20 protein-coding genes are annotated in these 21076 nt (G+C 59.4%); 9 read left to right on the plus strand and 11 right to left on the minus strand.

The window, feature by feature from the left end; translation table 11 throughout:
• Positions 1 to 261 precede the first annotated feature (261 nt).
• Entirely contained in the window at positions 262 to 609 is a 348-nt protein-coding gene (locus tag AC3IR3_RS10135) for a hypothetical protein (protein ID WP_489196754.1), read from the minus strand.
• A 259-nt stretch (positions 610 to 868) separates the two neighbouring features.
• Between AC3IR3_RS10135 and AC3IR3_RS10140 the strand changes: the two genes are divergently transcribed.
• Positions 869 to 1885 (plus strand): hypothetical protein, encoded by a 1017-nt coding sequence (locus AC3IR3_RS10140; RefSeq protein ID WP_489196755.1) that lies wholly within the window; start codon positions 869 to 871, stop codon positions 1883 to 1885.
• Between the two features lie 30 nt (positions 1886 to 1915).
• Here AC3IR3_RS10140 and AC3IR3_RS10145 read toward each other — a convergent pair whose 3' ends face one another.
• Together AC3IR3_RS10145 and AC3IR3_RS10150 are read right to left on the minus strand one after the other, a co-directional pair.
• On the minus strand, positions 1916 to 2206 hold the full coding sequence (locus AC3IR3_RS10145; RefSeq protein WP_489196756.1) for a GDCCVxC domain-containing (seleno)protein: 291 nt from the start codon (positions 2204 to 2206) through the stop codon (positions 1916 to 1918).
• The gene (locus AC3IR3_RS10150) at positions 2133 to 2747 is read right to left on the minus strand and encodes a cation efflux transmembrane domain-containing protein (RefSeq protein WP_489196757.1); all 615 of its coding nucleotides are present in this window, start codon (positions 2745 to 2747) and stop codon (positions 2133 to 2135) included. The genes AC3IR3_RS10145 and AC3IR3_RS10150 overlap by 74 nt, the downstream gene beginning before the upstream one ends.
• A gap of 234 nt (positions 2748 to 2981) precedes the next feature.
• Here AC3IR3_RS10150 and AC3IR3_RS10155 point away from each other — a divergent pair, with 234 nt between their 5' ends.
• A complete protein-coding gene (locus tag AC3IR3_RS10155) occupies positions 2982 to 4349 on the plus strand; it encodes a site-specific integrase (RefSeq protein ID WP_489196758.1) in 1368 nt (455 codons plus the stop codon).
• A gap of 38 nt (positions 4350 to 4387) precedes the next feature.
• Entirely contained in the window at positions 4388 to 7420 is a 3033-nt protein-coding gene (locus AC3IR3_RS10160; protein ID WP_489196759.1) for a Tn3 family transposase, read from the plus strand.
• A gap of 29 nt (positions 7421 to 7449) precedes the next feature.
• Here AC3IR3_RS10160 and AC3IR3_RS10165 read toward each other — a convergent pair whose 3' ends face one another.
• Positions 7450 to 8379, minus strand: a complete 930-nt coding sequence (locus AC3IR3_RS10165) for an SDR family oxidoreductase (protein ID WP_489196760.1) — start codon at positions 8377 to 8379, stop codon at positions 7450 to 7452.
• Between the two features lie 96 nt (positions 8380 to 8475).
• Between AC3IR3_RS10165 and AC3IR3_RS10170 the strand changes: the two genes are divergently transcribed.
• From AC3IR3_RS10170 to AC3IR3_RS10190, 5 genes are all read left to right on the plus strand, one after another.
• Positions 8476 to 9333, plus strand: a complete 858-nt coding sequence (locus AC3IR3_RS10170) for a helix-turn-helix transcriptional regulator (RefSeq protein WP_489196761.1) — start codon at positions 8476 to 8478, stop codon at positions 9331 to 9333.
• Positions 9334 to 9691: 358 nt separating this feature from the next.
• Complete coding sequence (locus AC3IR3_RS10175) at positions 9692 to 10633, plus strand: RHS repeat-associated core domain-containing protein (RefSeq protein WP_489196762.1); 942 nt, start codon at positions 9692 to 9694, stop codon at positions 10631 to 10633.
• Positions 10634 to 11134 (plus strand): hypothetical protein, encoded by a 501-nt coding sequence (locus tag AC3IR3_RS10180; RefSeq protein ID WP_489196763.1) that lies wholly within the window; start codon positions 10634 to 10636, stop codon positions 11132 to 11134.
• A gap of 287 nt (positions 11135 to 11421) precedes the next feature.
• Entirely contained in the window at positions 11422 to 11595 is a 174-nt protein-coding gene (locus AC3IR3_RS10185; protein ID WP_489196764.1) for a hypothetical protein, read from the plus strand.
• A 93-nt stretch (positions 11596 to 11688) separates the two neighbouring features.
• A complete protein-coding gene (locus AC3IR3_RS10190; RefSeq protein WP_489196765.1) occupies positions 11689 to 13254 on the plus strand; it encodes an asparagine synthase-related protein in 1566 nt (521 codons plus the stop codon).
• Positions 13255 to 13764: 510 nt separating this feature from the next.
• On the opposite strand, the gene AC3IR3_RS10195 is transcribed toward AC3IR3_RS10190, so the two are convergent.
• Both AC3IR3_RS10195 and AC3IR3_RS10200 read right to left on the minus strand, forming a co-directional pair.
• On the minus strand, positions 13765 to 15114 hold the full coding sequence (locus AC3IR3_RS10195; protein WP_489196766.1) for a glycoside hydrolase family 27 protein: 1350 nt from the start codon (positions 15112 to 15114) through the stop codon (positions 13765 to 13767).
• Positions 15111 to 15383, minus strand: a complete 273-nt coding sequence (locus tag AC3IR3_RS10200; RefSeq protein WP_489196767.1) for a hypothetical protein — start codon at positions 15381 to 15383, stop codon at positions 15111 to 15113. The genes AC3IR3_RS10195 and AC3IR3_RS10200 overlap by 4 nt, the downstream gene beginning before the upstream one ends.
• A 423-nt stretch (positions 15384 to 15806) precedes the next feature.
• On the opposite strand from AC3IR3_RS10200, the gene AC3IR3_RS10205 reads away from it, so the two are divergent.
• Entirely contained in the window at positions 15807 to 16976 is a 1170-nt protein-coding gene (locus tag AC3IR3_RS10205) for a glycoside hydrolase family 27 protein (protein WP_489196768.1), read from the plus strand.
• A gap of 12 nt (positions 16977 to 16988) precedes the next feature.
• Here AC3IR3_RS10205 and AC3IR3_RS10210 read toward each other — a convergent pair whose 3' ends face one another.
• The 5 genes from AC3IR3_RS10210 to AC3IR3_RS10230 all read right to left on the minus strand — a co-directional run bounded on the left by AC3IR3_RS10210 (position 16989) and on the right by AC3IR3_RS10230 (position 21001).
• Entirely contained in the window at positions 16989 to 18221 is a 1233-nt protein-coding gene (locus AC3IR3_RS10210) for a glycoside hydrolase family 2 (RefSeq protein ID WP_489196769.1), read from the minus strand.
• Positions 18222 to 18381: 160 nt separating this feature from the next.
• Positions 18382 to 19842 (minus strand): DHA2 family efflux MFS transporter permease subunit, encoded by a 1461-nt coding sequence (locus tag AC3IR3_RS10215; protein WP_489196770.1) that lies wholly within the window; start codon positions 19840 to 19842, stop codon positions 18382 to 18384.
• 148 nt (positions 19843 to 19990) lie between these two features.
• Complete coding sequence (locus tag AC3IR3_RS10220; RefSeq protein ID WP_489196771.1) at positions 19991 to 20338, minus strand: ArsR/SmtB family transcription factor; 348 nt, start codon at positions 20336 to 20338, stop codon at positions 19991 to 19993.
• Positions 20328 to 20786: an SRPBCC family protein gene (locus AC3IR3_RS10225; RefSeq protein ID WP_489196772.1), complete on the minus strand. Its 459-nt coding sequence runs from the start codon at positions 20784 to 20786 to the stop codon at positions 20328 to 20330. Before AC3IR3_RS10225 ends, AC3IR3_RS10220 begins: the two co-directional genes overlap by 11 nt.
• Before the next feature lie 83 nt (positions 20787 to 20869).
• A complete protein-coding gene (locus AC3IR3_RS10230; RefSeq protein ID WP_489196773.1) occupies positions 20870 to 21001 on the minus strand; it encodes a YetF domain-containing protein in 132 nt (43 codons plus the stop codon).
• Positions 21002 to 21076: the final 75 nt, after the last annotated feature.

Below are 21076 nucleotides of genomic sequence, written 5' to 3' on the forward strand. Positions count from 1 at the left end.
ACTCGTGGAGCAATTCTGCCGAATATGCATATCGGAAAAGTCGAAGTTAAGGGTCGCTATGACGGCGCTAATAGAAGGCCCGGCGCGACGGAGGGCCGCCAAGGACGCGTTGGTGCTTCTTTGGCCGGATGGAGACGAAAGCTCTCCCTTGTCCTAGCGGTTAGACCTCGTCTACCGTTCAAGCTGGACATGGCGACCGCCGAGCAGTCTTCTTATCTGAAGGCCACCATCGCGATGGATGCGTAAAAAAGACAGCACGCGCTATCTGTTGAAAAAGCGTCCGCTCCACCAAGAACGCGCACGCCTCCATGAATAGGTCCCGTCGCTCCGCAAGAGCAAGCCGCCACCGCCCAAGAAGGATGCGATCCCAAGAAAGAAACCGAGATCATACCCAACCCCGGAATTGGGGTATGCATACATGCGCACGTCCATGACGACGCTCGCGATCAATCCGAGGAGTGCCAGGTAACCGTGCACAAGTCCGGCAAGAAAGCCCGGCGCATTCTCCACGGGCGGCGGCTGTTCGGCACACCCAAACAGCAAGACAGTAGCGAAGGTCACAACGATCAGACGCATCGATGCTTCGAGAACCTCATTTTGACGGCCCATGGCCTGCTCCTCGACGAGTTTTCACCACGCTAATCGACAATCTCCGTTGTTACCAGTGCTACGTGATTGCCTGACGCACGCCATGGGCGTTATGTCACCAAGGTCGTCGCATGGCGAGCGAGGACGATAACGTCCATGTATCAAATTGGGCCATGACTCCCTCTCATTTGCCGTTTAAGTGCATGACATTTGGAAAGCTCGATCTATGGTCCTTCGACGCTATACCTCAAGATCGACAGCTACGCCATAGGAGTGGGTCATGCTCAACCGGAAAAAAGGTACTGCCAAATTTCTTTGCGCCGCATCGTTGATCGTTTTTGCAGGGGCGGCTCTTGCTCAGAACGCGGAGATTTCGAGCGACTCCGATATACAAATTCGGCCGGCCGCGATCGCACAGCAGATTTATAATTGCGACACTTATGGCGCTGCCTGCCCTTCGCGTTTTCAAAATGCCATGAATACGAGCAACTATTCAGGAGAGTGGTGGGTCGTCGACTATGTCAACGGTCTCGTGTGGCACTACGGCGTGGAGCGTGTGACTGGAGGCGCCTCACTCACGGACCTCGGGGTAGACGCGGGAACGCAGACCTATGTGACGGCGGTCAAAAATATGTATGCCGCAAACCATGGTACCTATGCGGTGTATCTGGAGAGCTATCAAAGCCCTTCCGGGTGGGTGATGGGACCACCTAACGGCATATGGCCTCAAGCCGTTCCGGGTGTCGCCCTACAGAGTTCAGGCTCGTGTCCGGCAGGTAGTCCGAATGGCCCTACCGACGACGGTTTCCTCAATGCCTACGACACCGTTACCAATGCATCGTACGCTGCGGCCGCTATCGCCAATTTGAACTCCGCCGTGAACAGTTGGCGGGCAAGCCCCGCTGTCTATGTCAACCAGCTCTACAACACGATGGGCTGGGTTATGGCAGGACTCACCAACTCATCGATAAAGATGCCCAACTGGTCGTTACGCATAACCGTGACATTTCATGACGGTAGTAAGCGGGGATATGCGTATGACGGTAGCCAGGATAGCTACCTACCCGCAGCAGGCACGGCGTACGACTGCAGCGGAAATGTGATTCCCGAAAATCGACGGGCGATTGCTGGGATCCCCCCGGCGACACGCGCGTCGTACTATTTTCCCACGCCATCGATCGACTTCTACAATTTCGTTCGCAATCTTGACCTCTACGGGATTGCCCATCCGACCGTGACGGTAGGAAGGGAGGCGACATGCGTCGAAAAAGGCGGCGGCGTTCTTGTTTGTAATTAGAGCTGCTGTTAGCACGCGTGCAATGAGAAATTAACCGCAGCAGGATCGTTCCTGCTGCTTTGGCGGACACGGCACGGTTCCATACGAACAGAACAGGCAACAGTCGCCAGGATGGGGACGCAGCAGTTCGCCACAGTCCGGGCAGCCATAGAAAAACCAGCAGGCGTTGGTGGGCATTGTTTCGGTTGAATAGTGGCCACAGGCTGGACCGGTCACGGTACTTTGCAAGATCGGCTCGTGCATGGTGTCAGGACTCCGCCACCACGGCCGTGCGGTGTTCGTCCCGCGCTGCCTCCCATACCTCGCGTGCGGCATCGGCATTCAGCACCATGATGCCAAGACCCACGACGAGGTCGGGCCATATCGAATGGCTGAGGCTCGTCATCACAGCGGCAAGGATGATCGCCATGTTGGCGAACGCGTCGTTACGGGCGGAGAGAAAAGCGGCGCGCGTCAGGCTGCCTCGATGCGATCGATAGCGCGTCAGCATCAAGGCGCATGAGAGGTTGACGATGAGCGCACCCAACGCGGTGATCGACAGCGGAATCGCCGAAGGAGGAACCGGAGCTTGGAATTTGCTCCAGGCCGCCCCCAGTGTGGCCAAGGCTGGTATGAGCAAGATGCCGGCCAATCCCATGCCGACCCGAGCCCGCGCTTTGACAGACCAAGCGAAGGCCACCCATATCAACAGGTTGACCGAGGCGTCTTCCAGAAAATCTACGCTGTCGGCGAACAACGATACGGAACCGATGCCAAGGGCCACGGCAAATTCGATCCCGAAATAGGTAAGGTTAAGTAGCGCCACGGTAAATACCGTGCGTCGCAGTGAAGCGTGGTCTCGGGTATCGGGTGACTGACTCATTCGTACGTACTCAAGGTGAGCGGTCGAAGATGCGCGGTCATCGCTCCTGATGTGCGAGCGCCCGACGGCAGGGCCGGCCAAGGCGCTCGAAAAAAAATGGCATGGGTGATGCCGTGCAGTCTTGCCGTTCCGGCTTAAGCAATTCTTAAAATCCGGTGAAGTCAGGACCTGCTCCCGGAATTCGAAGGTTTCGGTGCACGGCGCCATCGGCTATGGTCGATCCCAAGAGAATATATGGCGTTCGTTCACGGCATGGCCGACGATTCTTCCCATCCCCCCGGTGCACCCACCCCTCTGACGTCGCCTCTTCAGGCCGCGTCGCGGTCGGTTGGCGACTATGTGGAGGCGGGTCAGCGCGTGAATACCCAGCGCAGCTATGCTGCCGGCATCCGTCACTACGAGGTCACATGGGGTGGCCTGCTTCCCGCGACGCCGCAACGCGTGGCGGAGTATCTGGCGACGTACGGGGCAACGCAGTCGATCAATACGCTGAAGAGCCGTTTGGCCGCCCTGGCACACTGGCATGCCGACCACGGTTTCGCCGACCCGACCCGCGCCCCGATCGTGCGCCAGACCCTCAAGGGCATCCGGACCGTGCATGCGGTGCGGGAGAAGCAGGCCGAACCCCTTCAGTTGCACGATCTAACGCATCTCGATCACTGGTTTTCCGCCGCCATCGAAGCCGCGGACCAACGCGGCGACAAGGCGGCCGCGCTGCGCCTGCACCGTGATCGCGCGCTCATTTTCCTGGGCTTTTGGCGGGGCTTCCGCGGTGATGAGTTGCTACGGATCCGGATCGTCGATATCTGTCTGGTTCCTGGGGAGGGATTCACGCTCTACCTCCCGCGCAGCAAGGGCGACCGCCAGGCCGCCGGCACCACGTACCGCGTACCGGCGCTCAGTCGACTGTGTCCGGTGGCCGCGGTGCAGGCGTGGATCGACGCGGCCGCGCTCACCGAGGGATCGCTCTTTCGTGCGATCGACCGATGGGGTGTCGTTCGGCCGCGGGCGCTTCACGCCAATAGCCTGATCGGCGTGCTTCGCCGTGTCTTTACGAAGTCGGGTATGGCCTCGGCGAATAGTTATAGCAGCCATTCGCTGCGCCGTGGCTTCGCCGGTTGGGCCAGCGGCAATGGCTGGGACGTTAAATCGCTCATGGAGTACGTCGGCTGGAAAGACGCGCAATCGGCGATGCGTTACATCGACGCTCCAGATGCATTTGGCCAGCAACGCATTGAAGCCGCACTGGCGACGCTACCGCCGATAACTACGGTGCCACCCCTGCAGATTGCGCTACCGCCACCGATGGCTTCTCCCACCGTCGTTTTGATCCTCGTGCTGCGTCTGACGCCACGACGCAAAGGTCGGAGCGTGGCGAAAGCTAGACAGACGATCGAAACAATCTGCCTATCGGCTCATCAGGCCATCGCGCTCAACGAAGAGCGCACGCGCTACCGGCTAACTATGGAAGCCATCGACGACATCATTTTGGACGAAATCGCTTCGTCATTGATCAATGATCTCTATCGCATAGCGGAGAACCACGATCACCAGCTTGACGCATCGCTTCACGATGAAGGCGGCGAACGTCACTGGAATTAGCACGGCGCCTGACCCACGAAACCGGAGACTGAAGACGCATGACAGCGCCCCATGAAACCGCGTACCCCCGACTCCCTTCCGACCCCAATGCCCGCGAGCTGGAACTGCACTACACGCCCTCGGCGGACGACATAGCCTTTATCCACGGATTGAGCAAACAGCCCACCATCCGCCTAGCCGTGATGTTGCACTTGAAGGCCCTTCCGCGCCGAGGCCAGTTTGGGGCACTGAGCGAGATCCCGGAACGGATCGTGCGGCATGTGGCCGATGCCATGGGCTATCGGCGTACCTTCACGTCCAAGGACCTCGACGATTACGATGCGTCACGCATGAAGCGCGAGCACATCGCACAAGTACGAAGCTATGTGAATGTGCGGCCGCTCGGCGAGCCAGGGCGGCTCTGGCTGCGCGCGATCGCAGAGAATGCGGCGCAAACCAAACACCTGTTGCCCGACATCATTAACGTGATGGTGGAAGAGCTTTATCATCATCGTTATGAGCTACCGGCTTTTCGCACGCTCGACGAGATGGCTGCCGGCGCGCGCGAGGTCGTGCACGAAGCCCATTTCGAGCGCATCAGCGGATCGCTGCCGCCGTCGGCGCGCAAGAAGATTGACGAGCTCCTGACCGTCGCACCTGGACAGACGCATAGTGGCTGGCAGGCATTGAAGCGCGAGCCCAAGCGCCCGGGGAACAAGGAGGTTCGCTTCTACCTGCAGCACATCGATCGTTTGCAAAAGCTGGGGGAGATGATTCCGGCAATCGATGTTCCGGTGCCCAAGCTCAAGTATTTCCGCGCCATGGCGCGGGCGCTGGACGCGGGGGACCTAGCCGAACTGAAGCCGATGAAACGCTATGCCTTGGCCGCCATCTTTATTCGTTCGCAACACGGCAAGACGCTGGACGACGCGGCAGACCTGTTTATTCGACTGATGCAGAATCTAGAGAATACGGCCCAAAAAAACTTGATGACCTATCAGGTCGAACACATCAAGCGAACCGACAGTCTGGTCGCGCAGTTGAAAGACATTTTACAGGCCTACCAGGTCGATGGTACGGACAGCCAGCGTCTTTATGCCATTGGCGACGTGATCCCGGATCTCGCGCAGACGCTTGCCGAATGCGAAGAACACATGGCCTATGCCGGCAAGAATTTCCTGCCGTTCCTTACCAAGCCTTACGCCGGTCAACGCGCACTGCTGCTCAATTGCATCGAGGTCATGGATCTGCACACGTCATCGCAGGATCCGACCATGGACCGCTTGATCAAGGCGCTGGATCGGTTGCGTAACCAGCGCCGGGACGTAGTGGACGTGGCGTCGCTGGGACTGCACGCGGGCAGCGATTTTGGCTGGTTGTCCGCCAACTGGCGCCGACACGTGTTTCCCAAGGCGTGGGGCGCTGACAAGGCCGGCTGGATGCAGCGCCGCTACTTCGAGCTGGCTGTGCTGTTCCAGATCAAGGACGAGCTGAAATCGGGCGATCTCTTCGTTCCCGGCGGCGAGCGGTATGACGACTATCGCGAGGAACTCGTCGACGAGGCGACGTTTCAGGACGAACTGGCTAGCTATGGTGAAGTCTCCGGCATCGCAACGGATCCCCACGCATTTGTTAGCGGGCTGCGTGATCAATTGCGAACGAAGTGCCAGGAGGTCAACGCGCGTTTTCCAAAAAACGTCGACGCCGATATCGTCGATGGGCGACTGATCCTCAAGAAACTGCAACGCACCGAGTTGTCCAGGGCGATCGCCCTGGTGGATCACCTCATCACCGAACGACTCCCCGAGACAAGCATTGTCGATGTGCTGGTCGATGCGACCAGCTGGGTCGATCTGTCCAAGCATTTTAAACCCCTTGCTGGAACCAGTCCGCGCGTTCGCGATCTGCATCATCGCGTGGTGACTACACTATTTTGCTACGGCTGCAACCTGGGGCCCACGCAAACCGTGCGATCGGTCCGCGGCTTCAGTCGCCGCCAGATGGCATGGCTGAATCTCAAGTACGTCACGGATGACACGCTCGAACGCGCCACCGTCGACACGGTCAATCTCTACAATAGGTTCGAGCTGCCCGGTTACTGGGGGAGCGGTAAATCGGCGTCGGCCGACGGCACCAAGTGGAGCGTCTATGAGCAAAACCTGCTATCCGAATACCACATCCGCTACGGTGGCTACGGCGGCATCGGTTACTACCACGTGTCCGACAAATACATTGCACTGTTCAGCCGCTTCATTCCATGCGGCGCCTACGAGGCGATCTACATTCTCGACGGCCTGATCGAAAACCGTTCCGATATCCGCCCGGATACCGTCCACGGCGACACGCAAGCACAAAATTTCCCTGTCTTTGGGCTCGCTCATTTGCTCGGCATCGATCTCATGCCTCGCATCCGCAATATCAAGGACCTGTCCCTTTCCAAGCCCGACGTCCAAGCGTCGTATCCACACATCCAGTCTCTTTTTGGCGAGGGAAGCATCGACTGGAATTTGATCGAGACTCATCTGCACGACATGCTGCGTGTCGCAGTATCGATCAAGACCGGCAGGATTTCCGCCTCGACCATCCTACGGCGCCTGGGCAACTACAGCCGCAAGAACAAACTGTACTTCGCTTTCAAGGAACTCGGCCGGGTTATCCGAACTCTGTTTCTTCTGCGCTATATCGATGATGTGGACGTGCGCAAGACCATCCACGCGGCAACCAATAAAAGCGAAGAATTCAATAATTTCACCAAGTGGGTCTTCTTCGGCGGGCAGGGGATCATCGCCGAGAACATCCTACACGAGCAGCAAAAGATCGTGGGCTACAACCATCTGGTCGCTAATCTCGTGATCCTCCACAACGTCGAGCAGATGTCTCGCGTACTGGCCGAACTGCGGGATGAGGGGATCGACATCAGTCCCGAGGTGCTTGCCGGGCTATCGCCGTATCGAACGGCACATATCAACCGTTTCGGCGACTACACCGTCGACACCACTAGAGAAGTGACACCCATCGACTTTGCGCGGCGGATTCTCAGAGAAGCCGAGGACGCGGCAGCCGCCGCACGGACAGAAGATGCCAGAGCGTAGGAAAAGAGCTTCGGAGCGAGTCAGAAAATCTATATTGATCTATGGCTTAGGAGGTGAATTGCCGGTTTTTGGGCGAATCCCTGCCGACCCTCGATATCGATGAGAAGGTCGGGGCCGGTCGGCGTCCAGTCCAGCGTGGCGCGGGTCTGTACGCTTGAGGTCGGCAGGTTCGCGCTGGCGAACAGGGTGAACCAGCCGAAGTGTTCTGCCGCCTCGTCGCCGGATTTAGCGATGACGGGGATGCCGAGCCGGCGGCCAATCACCTCGGCGATGGCCTTGAACGGCACGCCTTCCTCGGCGATAGCGTGATACGGGCCATCGACGGCGCCGCGCTCCAACGCGAGCCGGAAGACGCGTGCAGCATCGAGGCGATGCACGGCGGGCCACCGGTTCAGACCGTCGCCCACATAGGCCGATACACCTTTTTCACGCGCAAGGCGGATGAGGATGGGGACAAATCCGTGATCGCCCTGACCATGGACCGAAGGCGGCAAGCGAACGGAGGTCGCCAGCACACCGCGTGCGGCAACGGCCTCGGCAGCTGCCTCCGACGCGCGAGGATAGTCGCCGCCCGGAGGAGGAGGACGGTCCGCTTCCGTGGCGGTGCGACCGTTGGCCAGGAATGCCGTGCCGGACGTGACGAGCAACGGGCGCTCGCTGCCTTCGAGTACGCTGCCGAGCACCTCGATGGCCTGCCTGTCGTCCTGCGCATTCTGCGCAAACCGGGAGAAATCGTGATTGAAGGCAGTGTGAATTACCCCATCGGCCGCTGCCGCGCCCCGGCGCAGACTGTCGAGGTCGCCGAGCGACCCATGGATCGCCTCGGCGCCGGCTGCGGCGAGTGCGGCCGCTCCTTCGTTCGAGCGGGCGAGGCCCAGCACCTGATGACCGTTCGCGAGCAGTTCGCGGACAACAGCGGAACCAACGAAGCCGGTGGCTCCCGTGACGAAGACGCGCATGCGATGTTCTCCCAATGGATGGAGAGCAACGTATCGTTTAGGATCATCCTGTTAAAGAGGTGACATTATCCCGGTATATCTTCTAATAGGTTGCGCATGACTCACGCGAACGACAGTCGGCTCGGCGACTATCTGAAGAACAGGCGCACGAAGCTGGATCCCGCGTCTTTCGGTTTCTCCGGTAGCCGGCGGCGGACAGCCGGGCTTCGCCGGGAAGAAGTAGCGCAGCTCGCCAACATCAGCACGACCTGGTACACGTGGCTGGAGCAGGGTCGCGGCGGCAACCCGTCAGCGGACGTGCTGGACCGCATCGCGAAAGCGCTGACGCTGACCGAGGTGGAGCGCGAACATCTGTTTCTGCTCGGCCTCGGCCGTTCGCCCGAAGTCCGATATCGCGGTGGCGACACGATTACGCCGCGCCTGCAGCGCCTGCTCGACGCACTTGCCTACAGCCCGGCGATTGTCAGGACGGCGACTTGGAACGTAGTTGCCTGGAACGACGCGGCCGCGGCCGTGCTCACCGACTACGGCTCCCTGCCACCGGAGCAGCGCAACGTCCTGCGCATGATCTTCTGCGATCCCCGCGTTCGCGCCGCGCAATTCGATTGGGAAAGCGTGGCCCGCTTCGTGGTGGGTGCCTTCCGGATCGATGCCGCGCGCGCCGGCGCGGCGGCCGAGGTGCAACCGCTCGTCGACGAATTGTGTCGTTCGAGTCCCGAGTTCGCCGCCATGTGGCGAGACAGTGACGTGCGAACCTACGGCGAAGGGGTGAAGCACCTGCGCCATCCCGTGCTCGGACAAATTGCACTCGAATATTCCGCATTCGCGGTCGACGGAAGGCCGGATCTTCAGATGATCGTGTACAACCCGGCGACACCGGTCGATCGGGAGCGGATCAGGTCTTTGATCGTAGATATGTCGGCAATCGGGGTGGGTGAGTTCGGTCATCGTTAACCGTTCGATCACAAGTAACCGGGGTTCAAGCCGTCACGCCGACTCTTTATTGCTTCGCCAAACCGCGACTAAGGGCTTGGTTGCAGAGGAGTGATGGGGGCATCCAGGGCATCGATCATGTAGGTGTTCACCTACAGACGCTGTCGTCTCTTCACGGCACAATCCATCTGCAAATGACAACATGCGACGCGTTTAAGGGGGCTGAAGCGTTGTCGTTGCCTAGGCAATGCCTTTCTTTCTGACCGCGTCTACGCCGAGTGGGAAATGATCGACTTTCGCTTCCAGGCAAGCGGATACGGTTAGTACATCTAGCGCCGACAAGTCACAGCTGAGTAGCTTAAGGTTGACGGAGCAATTCATGAAGATGTGTGATGCGGTCGTCTTTGATGTACGTTCGGTCTGGAGGGTCCGGTGGCGGTGCGCCCCACTGATGTTCTTGGCTGTGCTCTTGGTCTCGATAGCCGTGCCAGCAGTGCAGGCGACTGAAGAGAAAGTCACCTACTATTACACCGATCCGCAGGGTACCGTGCTAGCCACCGCTGATGAGGCGGGCAACATTCTGACTGGCTCGGATCGCCGGCCTTACGGCGAGCAGGTGATGGGTACTCCGCAATCCGGGCCGGGGTATACGGGCCATGTGGATGATCCGGACTCGGGTCTGATCTACATGCAGCAGCGTTATTTCGCCCCCGAGACCGGGAGGTTCCTGTCGGTTGATCAGGTAACGGTTTACACAAGCCCAGGCGAACACTTCAATCGATACTGGTACGCCAACGATAACCCGTACAAGTTCACCGATCCAGACGGGCGAGCGACCTATGCTTTGTATCGGCTGCAAAGTCAAAACGTCAACACAATCGTCACGGATGGAAAGGGCGGAATTCAATTGCACCTAGGCAATACGGCTGGCATGGGGCATGTTGTTCTTGAGGGCGTAACTCGCCATGAAGACACCCATCGAACGGATTTTCACGGTAATTGCGATAACACTTGCGGAATAATCAGTAATGCACCGGCAGGGATGGGCATCGGCATTATTGAGCCAGTCGAGGCGGCGGCTTCAGAAGTGCGAGCTTCCAATACGGAAGTTGATTATTTGAACAGCGAGAAGGGTAAGACCAGAAATCGGGATGAAAAGCCGGCTATTGAGCGCCGAGTCCAGCAAATGACCGTATACCGCGACGCGAACCAAGGAGTTGTTGATCAGGCTGCGACTCAGCAGCAACAACAGCAACAACAGCAACAACAAGAGCAACAACGACAACAAGAGCAACAACGACAGCAGCAAGGAGTCCTCTAGATGGGTGCTATGATGAATTGCGTTTGTCGACTGATTGTTGCTTTTCTCTGTACGACGATAGCTGCTGGTGCCGCACGCGCGGAAACTGGCGAAATTTGTACTGTTTTGCCTGTTCAAACGTCGGTTGCGAAAAATGGTTCAGAACATAAGTTGTTGATTACTATTGTCAACGTCACGTCGACCCTTATGGTGCTGGAGCCGTACTATTTTGACGCGGGCATGCTGCATATGCGCGCTGCCACAAAACCGGGCGAGGAAAGTCTCAGGCAAATTATTCCCTTGATTTCGCCCGGTATTGAGACTGTTAAAATTAATCCCGGTGAGAAGATTGTGAGGGAAATTTTGCTTGATGTGAGTTTTCCTGACCTTCAGGCAGCGTTGATGAAAACTGACGTGGAAGTTTCTTGGGAAGTTACCGTGAAACCGAATAATGGCTGTTTTTCCGAGCGCGTAGCAGCCTCGGTGATCCTTAAGAAATATGAATATAGCGGCAGCAAATAAGCTACGGCAGGACCCAAGAACAACTAACCCTCACCCGTGAAGCTAAAGCCCTCGATGAGGGCGTCAAGCTTTGCTGGCGGTGTATCGTGTTTGGGTAGGATGTGTCGATGGCTCGCTGAGCAGGCACACTGCCTTCCGCGATGACGCTGTCGCAGTACTACTGCCAATAATTTCTATTATTGGCTATCGCGAGCGGGGCATTAAATGGGTATGTATCGTGGTTCAAAACCGTGATACGGTAAACCCGCCGCTATGTCGCGGTATGTCTACCTTAAGGGAGTGCGTTCATGGATCAGCTAAATGTTGTGATGCACGAAAAGACAGAGAATACGATTAATCCTTTCGGCATCCTCATGGAAGGGCCGTTGCAGATTCAGATGACGGCAGGAAAACGTGCTCCCAAAACGATAGACTCAACGGATGTCAGCGGTTTCGGTGGCCGTGGCGGCGGTGATGGCTAACCGGATTTGAATGCCACATCTTGAGGTCGCTCATTAATGATGTAAAACCGCCTCCTTACCGGGAGGCGGTTTTTTTTATGGATAGAAATCATCATGCTCAAGGCCGATATTGCTTTGTCCGATCTTTCGCTCGATGCGGAGTGGAGAGATGGCTCCATCGCATTAGGAATGAGCCGGATCATTCCCTATGCGCACCCTATGCTCGAAACGGCGCTGGTACGGACGGAAGGGCAGTGGTTCGTAACAGTGAGGGAGCGCCTTGCCCCGGTGCCACCCGACAACGTCCCTGCATGCAGAGATGTGGATGCCGAGGAATTTCACAGGTTTTACCAGGAGTGCCTTCTGTGGCCGCTCGATTATGTATTGATCGAAGTTGCGCAGGCGGGATGCCGTATGAGAGTGCGAACCGGCGTGCTCGGTTCCGTACCGGTTTATTGCCGGGCCGCCAACGACAAGGTAACCATTTCCTGGGATTTCGCGGATTTCGTCAATGAGCCGCTGGCGATCGATGCGGAGATCGCAAGTCATCGGCTTGCGCTGAATACGGTCTATTCGGCGCGGCAGCTATGTGTTGGCGTCACGCTGCTTACGGAGCGTGCCTCATTCTATGTGGAGCCGGGCAAGGCGAGTTATCGATATCCCGCGCCGATGGAAGAAACCTCTCCGTCACCCTTGCCGGAAGGTCAGGATGCGTTGAAGGCATTCAGCGAACTTTTGCAGCGTGTCGTATCGGTTCGGCCGATAGCGATGGATCGGGTGTCGATCGAACTGAGCGGTGGCATGGACTCGGCCACCGTGGCCTGCGCTGTAGCGGCACTTCATGGACAAATGGCGAGCAAGGGAATTTTATTGGATGGCGACGTTCGCCAATCTCAGATTCAACGACGTCAATGGATAGTCAGCCGGCTCGACCTGTCCGATGAGACCGTGGAAATCGCGGCGTTTCCGCCAAATCTCGATCTGCAAAAGAATCAAACAAGAGGACTGTACTGGGAGTACTACCTGGAAGCGTGCACAGCCTTATGGGAATCGGCGCGAGTCCAGGGACACGATATGCTTTTCACGGGCATTGGCGGAGATGAGTTATTTCCAGGCTATGCCAATGAAAAGCAGGAAGAGGGCGGCGGGAAACCGGGGAAGGAAAATGGAGCCACGCACTACGCGGAGCGGCTTCTGACGCCCCGGGCATTAAGCGCAGCCCGCAGCATGCGGTGTTTCGATGCGCCGGCCAGTCCGGTACCGGCGACTGCGTTATTGGCTCATGCGTGCCGGGCGCCCGATCTGCTGCGACATGGTTTGTGGCCAGTCAATCCACTGAGCGATCCCGGTCTCGTAGCCTTTTGCCACCGGCTTCCCCGAGAGAGTCGGCAGGGCCGGGAGGTCATGCGGCAGTACCTGCATGCGCGCCTGGGCAGCGAGGTGTTCCCTCGTAGCTACGTCAAAGAAACCTTTGCGCGGGTACTGCCCGATCTGATTTCCCGGCAGGCTGCAACGATTGCCTCGCAGTTGCGCGATTGTGCTCTGGCCGATCTTGGTCTGGTCGATCAGAGAGCCGCGCTCGCACTGCTGGATACCGTGGCCGCTACACGGGCGCAGGCACCCACCGCGGCGTTGGCTTCGTTTCTCTGGATGGAGCGATGCGTTCGGCAGATACGCTGATTTGTCCGCCGTTCGGTAGTGCATCGACGCTGGATTATTATTGGTTCTTCACGCATGGTCGGGGAGGGCTCGGCTTCGCCATCGCGTTCGCGTTCGCGCTGGGACGCTTCGCGACGAGCCGTCGGCCACCGCCCTCGACGCTCCGTCTCCACCGTCGCTCGGGAAGGGATAGCCGCTGCGCGGCTAGTGTCTTAATGGCTGCGCCCCGTCGCGCCCGCGCGGCGGGCGGGGGTTTTCGATTCGGCTCCTGCCTCAGCGAAAACGGCGGACCGTCCTGGTCCGCCCCCTTCGGGCCTTTTCCGCCCGCCGCGCTCGGTTCCGCAAGTCGCGTCGAGGGCGGTGGCCGACGGCTCTTCCGGAGGTTGCGGTCGCGGCTTCCTCAAGCCACGACCGTGAGGCGGCTGTCCTCGACCGAAGCTCGACGAGACACCTCAAGCCGTCCCCGCTAATGCGTGAAGAACCTAATTTGATACGTGTCCGAATGGGACTGCGATTGCCGTTCTGACGGCCTCAGAGTGTCAGCCGCACCATCACCACGCCGTGGGGAGGTACTTTTGCCGAGAAGCTGCCTTTGGCGGTACCGAGGGTGCGATGCGCCCAAAGATCGCGAACCTGGAGTTTCAGCGCATCCGGATAGCCGAGGTCGCTCCAATGTGCCGTGATTTCGGCGGGTGCCTCGCTCCGATTGAACAGCACTACGGCGCGTTCGCCCTTATCGAGTTGACGTGCCCACACTTCGAGGTCGCCGTCGTCGCGCACGCGCTGCCCCGCGATGCCCAGGCGATCCTGATCGACCGCGATGACCTCGTGGTTCAACAGGATCGTCCGGGTGGCTTCGTCCATATGGGCGATGTCGTTTCCCGCGAGGAGCGGTGCGGCGATCAAGGCCCAGAGACTGAACTGCGACCGGTACTCGTCGTCGTTCATTCCGCCATTGCCGATCTCCAGCATATCCGGATCGTTCCAGTGCCCCGGACCCGCATAGGCATGTAGCGGTTCGGTCAGGTCCAGAATGTTGACCATTCCCAGGCTGGTACCCCGTCGACCTGCCCACGTGTCGTAGATGTCTTCGGTCGTGCGCCACAGATTGCCGATGGCCTGGCCCCATTCCCAGGGCATCGACTTGTCGTTGAAGGTGGGCCGGTTGATCCCCCAGTTACAGATCGAGAAGACGATGTCGCGGCCCGTCGCGCGAAGTGCGTCGGCCATCAGTGCGTACGCTTCTTCGCTGTCCCGCGTTCCGGTAAAGCACCAGTCGTACTTGAGATAGTCCACACCCCATGCGGCATAGGTGGCTGCGTCCTGGTACTCATGGCCCTGGCTACCCAGCCGCCTTCCACAGGTCTTGCTTCCCGCATCCGAGTAGATGCCAAACTTCAGACCTTTGGCATGGACATACTCGGCCAGCGCCTTGATCCCCGATGGAAACTTCACCGGGTCCGCGGTGATGTCGCCATGGCTGTCCCGGTCGGCCTGCCAGCAATCGTCGATTACCACATACTGGTAGCCTGCATCGCGCATGCCGTTTGTGGCCATGGCATCGGCCACCGCGCGGACGGACCTCTCGTCGATCTTGCAGGCAAACTTGTTCCAGCTGTTCCACCCCATGGGCGGCGTCAGCGCGAGTCCATTCGCGACCCGGGCCGGGTCGCGCGAAGGCCGGAACAGCGAAGCGTTCGGGCCGAATTCCTGGCGGAAAACTTTCTGTGTTCCCGGTTCGTTACCTGGCGGTGTTTGCGCTTCGAGTGCACCGCAGAAAACGTACAGACCGATGAGGATAACGGTGATGACGCGCTGCAATCGGCGACGCGACTTAGCCGGTGTCGATCTCCATGGGCGAGTGAACGGTACGGCGTTCACGGAGCCGCGTCTTTCGTGGGCGATCCGCCACGAGTGGGAAGAAGTGCGTTGGCCGCCGGCGCCGCTTCGGGCACGGCTTCATGGAAATCGTGCCCGAGAAGTGCGGCAACGGTCGACGCCATCTGAACAGCCTGAATCGTGGGGGTCTGCTTCATCGAGCCGCTGGAGGCGACCACGACGACCAGTACGTTCTCCGATGCTTCGATGCCGGGTGGTGTAACGACACCGGCGAGAGTCAGGAGCGTGACAAAGACAAGTGATGGCTTCATGAGCTTCCCTGGTGGCTTGACGCCGTGAAAGCCCATCACGGTAGTGAGCCGGTGTGCCGCGGGCTTGATGATATTGTGCGGAATGGATGCGGAATTCAGTCGAATGCCTCGTAGGCCTCATTCCCACTACGGCCGCTCGTCGATCTGTACGCCCATGACGTTGACGACGTCCGGCAAAAAGGCGTCCGCACTTTGTGCGCTGCCGGTGCCATCGGCACCACGCATCTTCCTTGTGCAATTGTTGCTATGCAGCTTGAATCGTATTCGAAATTACCTAAGTATCGGGCGGGGATATATTTGTACGACAATTGAATTTCTCTGGAGCCCGCAAGATTTTTTTCCTTAGTTCTGGCCAACCATGGAAGTGACTACGTATTCGAATCATCTTGGGGATCCATACCTGTGAATGGTTTAGTGCTCGCAATGTTCCGGACAGTGCTGCTTTCTGTTCTTGTCTTCTCGGTAGCGGCGAATGCCGCGGAGCCCGCTGCGGTTCCGCCGCAGATGGGATTCAATAACTGGAATTCCACACACTGCCGCGACGAGTTCAACGAAGCCATGATTCGCGGAATTGCCGACAAGTTCGTCGACCTCGGCTTGCGTGACGCTGGCTACCGTTACGTCAACATCGACGATTGCTGGGCGAACTGGCAGCGCGACAAGGACGGCAATTTGCAGGCGAATCCCGAGCGCTTTCCGGGCGGCATCAAGGCGCTGGCCGACTATATCCATGCGCGCGGCCTCAAATTCGGTCTTTACTCGAGTGCCGGCTTGTCGACATGCGAGCCCAACGAGAAAAATCGTGGTTTCCCGGGCGGGCTGGGTCACGAGAAGCAGGACGCTGCGTTGTTTGCTTCTTTCGGTGTGGATTATCTGAAATACGATAACTGCCACAACGAAAATGTAGATGCGAAGCAACGTTACCAGGCGATGGGCGATGCACTGCGGTCGACCGGACGACCTATCTTCTACAGTGTTTGCGAGTGGGGCGAAAACAAGCCCTGGCTCTGGGCAGGCGATCGAAAGGTCGGAGCGAGCTCATGGCGCACGACAGGGGACATCACCGACAAGTACTCGTCGATGGTGGATATCTTCAAGAAGAACGTCGTGCTCGATGGTTATGCCAGTCCCGGACACTGGAACGATCCGGACATGCTCGAAGTAGGCAACGGCGGCATGACCGACGTGGAATACCGCAGCCACTTCAGCCTGTGGGCAATCATGGCAGCACCGCTTCTGATCGGCACGGATCTGCGCAAGATCAAGCCCGATGCTCTTGAAATTCTCCTGAACAAGGAAGTGATTGCCGTGGACCAGGACCCGCTCGGTGTGCAAGGCAAACGCATACGCGAGGAGGGCGGTATCCATGTGATCGTCAAGCTGCTCAAGGACGGCAGTCGCGCTATCGCATTATTCAACGAAACCGATGTCGAACACGACGTGGCGGTTGGTGCTGAAGAAATAGGGCTGAAGACATCGTCCAGGTATCTGGTACGCGACCTCTGGCAACACCGTCAGGTACAAGGCGACGGATCAATCAAGGTTCGCCTGCCTGCGCATGCGACGGCGATGTATCGCATTAGCGCTCTGTAATCCCAGCGACGATCATCGTGTGCTCTTCGAATGCAAGGTTCGCACGATCAACAAAGCCAGAAGCGGTATCGCAATCGCATAAGCGTATTGCGTAAGCGTTACGCCGATGCCAAACGGAAACCAGATGGTCGGGACGCCGATCGAGCCTAGCTCGCCTGCAAATTGCGCCACCAGGATAAATGCCATCGTGGCAAGCGCCATGATACGCATCGGGCCACCGCGAACCATCCGCACGGCAATCAGCGCAAGCAACACGAGTAATCCGAGCCGAAAGACATGAGTCATCGCCATGACCTGCATCGCACCACCTACGATGCCTACCACGGTAAGCAGCAGGGTGGCTCCATCGATTGCTCGCGAGGAGCGTGTGTTCCAACGGTTCCAGGTATACGTCCAAGCGGCAACGCTAAGGGGCATCCAGAGTACTTTCGATAACCAGGCGTAGGTGGGCAGACTCATCAGATCGGTCCACGAGACAATCGCGTTGTCGAGGCGCTTCACTGCCGAAAGCGCGAGCGCGATGCAGGCAAACGCGATGAAGCTCGGGTGGCTGCTGCGCGGTCGAACCGCAAGCGCCAAACCGATGAGCGCAAACATGGCAAGGGGCTCGATCACTTCGACGATGTAGCCGGCGATCGTGCGCCACCATTGCACGTGGTATAGCGCATGGCTCTCTGGACGCGGTGCCAGCGTCGGCGCGACGTGTATGCCACCGCCATCGGCGTTGGCGTCGTTGCCCGGTTGCATGAACGCGCGGATGGCCAGTATCCCCCGGGTACCGGCCGCATCGGCGGGAAGCGCGAAAATCATCGGCCGCGTGCCGACGACTCTGGGGGATGCGCCAAGCCGCCCCGATCCGCCCAGCCGTACGCCGTTCCAGTACAACTCGTAACCGTCGTCGACGGCGGTAGGACCCAGGACATCCCACGCATGGTTTCCCGCCGGTACCGTCACCGTGCGTCGATACCAGGCATATCCCTGATAACCGGGGTGGCCGTGCGCCATCCATCCCCCGATATAGTTCGGCAGACCGACGTCGCCATCATGGCTGCTTGCCGGTGCGGTCAGGTCCATCGTTTCCCAGTCGCTGTCGTCAACGTCGGCATCGGCCCAGTGCGGATCGTCGCCGATGTGGAATCGCCATGCGCCATCCAGCAATGGGGCGGCGGCTCGCAATGCGGATGGGTCGGGGCGACCGCCGATCGCAAGGACAGCGATCACGCCGCCTAGCGCAACCAAGGTCACAAGGACGATCCAGATCACGAAAAGGCGGGGTGGCGAACCGAGCGCCTTTCCAGTAGAGGTCGCAGGCTCGGTGGATCTTGTTGCGCTTGCCATCTGCACTCTCCGGATTGAGCTCGACACAAATTACTATCTAAATTAAGTTGGATGGCTTAGTCGGCGCTCAATGTACGGGCGGCGCCGCTCTTTCGGTCTGCGGCATGCTGGTGCGCAGCAATAGCGCAAGGCCGATGCCCGCCAGCGAAAAGCAGGCACCGAACAGGAACGCCATCTGGTAGCCCGCGTTGAGCGCCGCCAATGTATCGCCGCCGGCCAGCTGCATCGCATGGGTCTGCGACACCGCCACGCTGGCGAGGATGGCCAGGCCCAGCGCGCCGCCCATCATGAACGAAGTGTTGACCACGCCCGAGGCCAGGCCCGACTCGCTGGGCGCGACGTCGTTCATCGCGGCCAGCAGCATCGGGTTGAAAGCGGTGCCGGCACCCAGACCGAGCAGCAGCATGCCGGGCAGGATGTCTATCGCGAAGTGCCCGTCCACCGGCGCACGCGCAAACAGCAACAGACCCGCCACCGCCAGCGCCAGCCCGGCCATCAGCGGGCCGCGGATGCCGAAGCGCATCACCATGCGCGCCGAGATGCCCAGCGAGAACACTGCCATGATCAGGTTGGCCGGCAAGAAGGCCAGGCCCACCTGCATCGGCTTGTAGCCGAGCACCAGTTGCATATACAGCGCCGACAGGAAGAACCAGGCGAACATCGACGCCGCCCACAGCACGGCGATTGCGTTAGACACGGACAGGTTGCGCAGGCGAAACAGCCGCAGCGGCACCAGCGGCACCCTGACCCGCAGCTCGATCGCCAGGAACACCGCGAACAGGATCAGCGCCACCGCCAGCTCGCCCAGCGTGCGAGCGGACGTCCAGCCGCGCTCGTTACCGTTGACGATGGCGTACACCGCCAGCATCAGTGCGCAGGTCACGCTGACCGCGCCCAGCACGTCCAGGTGGCGCGACACATGCCGGTTGAGCGCGGCCGGCAGCACGCGCAGCGACAGCACCATCACCGCGATGCCGATAGGCAGGTTGACCAGGAAGATCCAGTGCCAGCTCAACGTGCTGGTCAGCACGCCGCCGAGCATCGCGCCCACGCTGCCGCCGCCGGCACAAACGAAACCGTAGACGCCCATGGCCTTGGCCCGTTCGCCGGCCTCGGTAAACAAATCCATGATCAGTGACAGCGCCACCGAAGTAACCACCGCCCCGCCCAGACCCTGCACCGCGCGCGCCACCACCAGCGCCATCTGGCCATTGGCCAGGCCGCAGGCCAGCGAGGCTAGGGTGAACAGCGCGATGCCCAGCAGGAACAGGCGCCGATGGCCATACAGGTCGCCGAGGCGGCCGCCCAGCAGCAGGAAGCCGCCGAAGGTCAGCATGTAGGCATTAACCACCCAGGCCAGGCTGGAGTCGGCAAAGGCCAGGTCGGTTTTGATCGAGGGCAGCGCGACGTTTACGATAGTCGTGTCCAGCACGATCATCAGCACGCCCAGACACAGCACGACCAGGGCTAGCCAGCGTCGGTCGGGGGCGTTCGGTGCGGCGTCGGTAAGGGGTACGGGTGAGTTCATGGTTCCTCTCGCAGGTGGGGATTCATGAGTGCGACGAACTGGCTCACCCTGAATCGACATGCCGTCCCGGCGGACCTTGCGGCCCGAGGGGTAGAGCAGGGTGCGCTCACCGTACGCAACGATCGCATCGTCGGCTGCTGACCCCTGTCTATTTTTCCACGAATGACTTAAGGCGTGAGAGCGCCTGGTCCCACTGGTCGGAAACGAGTTCGATGTAGTTGCGGATATCGTTGACGGGCCCAGGATTGAGCACATACAGACTTTCGCGCCCCGATCGTTGGCTGCTCACGACGTTCGCGTCTTCCAGCACGCGCAGATGTTTGCTGATGGCCTGACGGGTCAGCGGAACGCCGTCGGTCAGTTGCGTGATGGATAGTCGCGATCCATCGCACAAACGGATGACCAGGGCGAGCCGGGTGGGGTCGCCCAGTGCGGCAAACACGGTGGCGGCTGCTGGCAACCGCCTGGCCAGTCGGGCTTGTACGCTAACCGGCATGAGTGGTTTCGATATGGCGCTGGATGTTCTGCATCTGCTGGGTCCAGCCTCCGTCATTCATGCGGAACGCTTCCGCACGACGTGAGGCGGGTATCTTATCGAAGCCGGACTCGGTGAGAGTGAGCACCGTCCGGTCACCCACAGGCTCCAGCCGAAATTCGACCAGTGTTGGCGTCTCGTCCGAGAAGTCCACGTCGGGGTCGACAGCGTAGGGATGCCAGGTGAACGAGAACAGGCGTTCCGGCTCCATCCTCTGTACGACTGCCCGCCAGGTTAAATGCTCGTAGCCCGGGTAAGTGATTTGGCCGATGGCTTCTTTGCCCAGCTCGAACGGCTGCTGGATCTTCACGCAAAACCACTTACCGAATTCACGGTGGTCGGTCAGGGCACGCCACACCCTTGAAGCCGGGGCATTCAGTTCGATGCGCTTCTCGATACGGTCGTTCATATGCAACCTCCTGGTTTCGTATGAGTGTGCTACGGCTCTGCCTGAAGCGCAACTTTTTTGTTGCGTATTTGACCGGCATTGCCTTAGCTCTGCTTTACCACGGTAATTTTTCCATTCGGCTCGAGCCGCGCGGCGGCGACGCGTTCGTCCGACTCGACACCGGCCGCATGGAGGGCACGATCCAGCGCCGCATCGGGGATGTTCTGCGACAGCAACTTGATACGCCACCGACGAGAACCAGGAGGATCCAGTCGCGCTCATTGCGCGTAAAGAAGCGGCGGCTTGCTGCA

The organism is Luteibacter sp. GL_149, assembly GCF_057834065.1.

Coding starts and splice junctions, on each gene's coding strand:
- AC3IR3_RS10135 (WP_489196754.1), bottom strand. CDS start 609: ATGGGCCGTCAAAATGAGGTTCTCGAAGCATCGATGCGTCTGATCGTT.
- AC3IR3_RS10140 (WP_489196755.1), top strand. CDS start 869: ATGCTCAACCGGAAAAAAGGTACTGCCAAATTTCTTTGCGCCGCATCG.
- AC3IR3_RS10145 (WP_489196756.1), bottom strand. CDS start 2,206: ATGCCGATGCCGCACGCGAGGTATGGGAGGCAGCGCGGGACGAACACC.
- AC3IR3_RS10150 (WP_489196757.1), bottom strand. CDS start 2,747: ATGAGTCAGTCACCCGATACCCGAGACCACGCTTCACTGCGACGCACG.
- AC3IR3_RS10155 (WP_489196758.1), top strand. CDS start 2,982: ATGGCGTTCGTTCACGGCATGGCCGACGATTCTTCCCATCCCCCCGGT.
- AC3IR3_RS10160 (WP_489196759.1), top strand. CDS start 4,388: ATGACAGCGCCCCATGAAACCGCGTACCCCCGACTCCCTTCCGACCCC.
- AC3IR3_RS10165 (WP_489196760.1), bottom strand. CDS start 8,379: ATGCGCGTCTTCGTCACGGGAGCCACCGGCTTCGTTGGTTCCGCTGTT.
- AC3IR3_RS10170 (WP_489196761.1), top strand. CDS start 8,476: ATGACTCACGCGAACGACAGTCGGCTCGGCGACTATCTGAAGAACAGG.
- AC3IR3_RS10175 (WP_489196762.1), top strand. CDS start 9,692: ATGAAGATGTGTGATGCGGTCGTCTTTGATGTACGTTCGGTCTGGAGG.
- AC3IR3_RS10180 (WP_489196763.1), top strand. CDS start 10,634: ATGGGTGCTATGATGAATTGCGTTTGTCGACTGATTGTTGCTTTTCTC.
- AC3IR3_RS10185 (WP_489196764.1), top strand. CDS start 11,422: ATGGATCAGCTAAATGTTGTGATGCACGAAAAGACAGAGAATACGATT.
- AC3IR3_RS10190 (WP_489196765.1), top strand. CDS start 11,689: ATGCTCAAGGCCGATATTGCTTTGTCCGATCTTTCGCTCGATGCGGAG.
- AC3IR3_RS10200 (WP_489196767.1), bottom strand. CDS start 15,383: ATGAAGCCATCACTTGTCTTTGTCACGCTCCTGACTCTCGCCGGTGTC.
- AC3IR3_RS10205 (WP_489196768.1), top strand. CDS start 15,807: ATGTTCCGGACAGTGCTGCTTTCTGTTCTTGTCTTCTCGGTAGCGGCG.
- AC3IR3_RS10215 (WP_489196770.1), bottom strand. CDS start 19,842: ATGAACTCACCCGTACCCCTTACCGACGCCGCACCGAACGCCCCCGAC.
- AC3IR3_RS10220 (WP_489196771.1), bottom strand. CDS start 20,338: ATGCCGGTTAGCGTACAAGCCCGACTGGCCAGGCGGTTGCCAGCAGCC.
- AC3IR3_RS10225 (WP_489196772.1), bottom strand. CDS start 20,786: ATGAACGACCGTATCGAGAAGCGCATCGAACTGAATGCCCCGGCTTCA.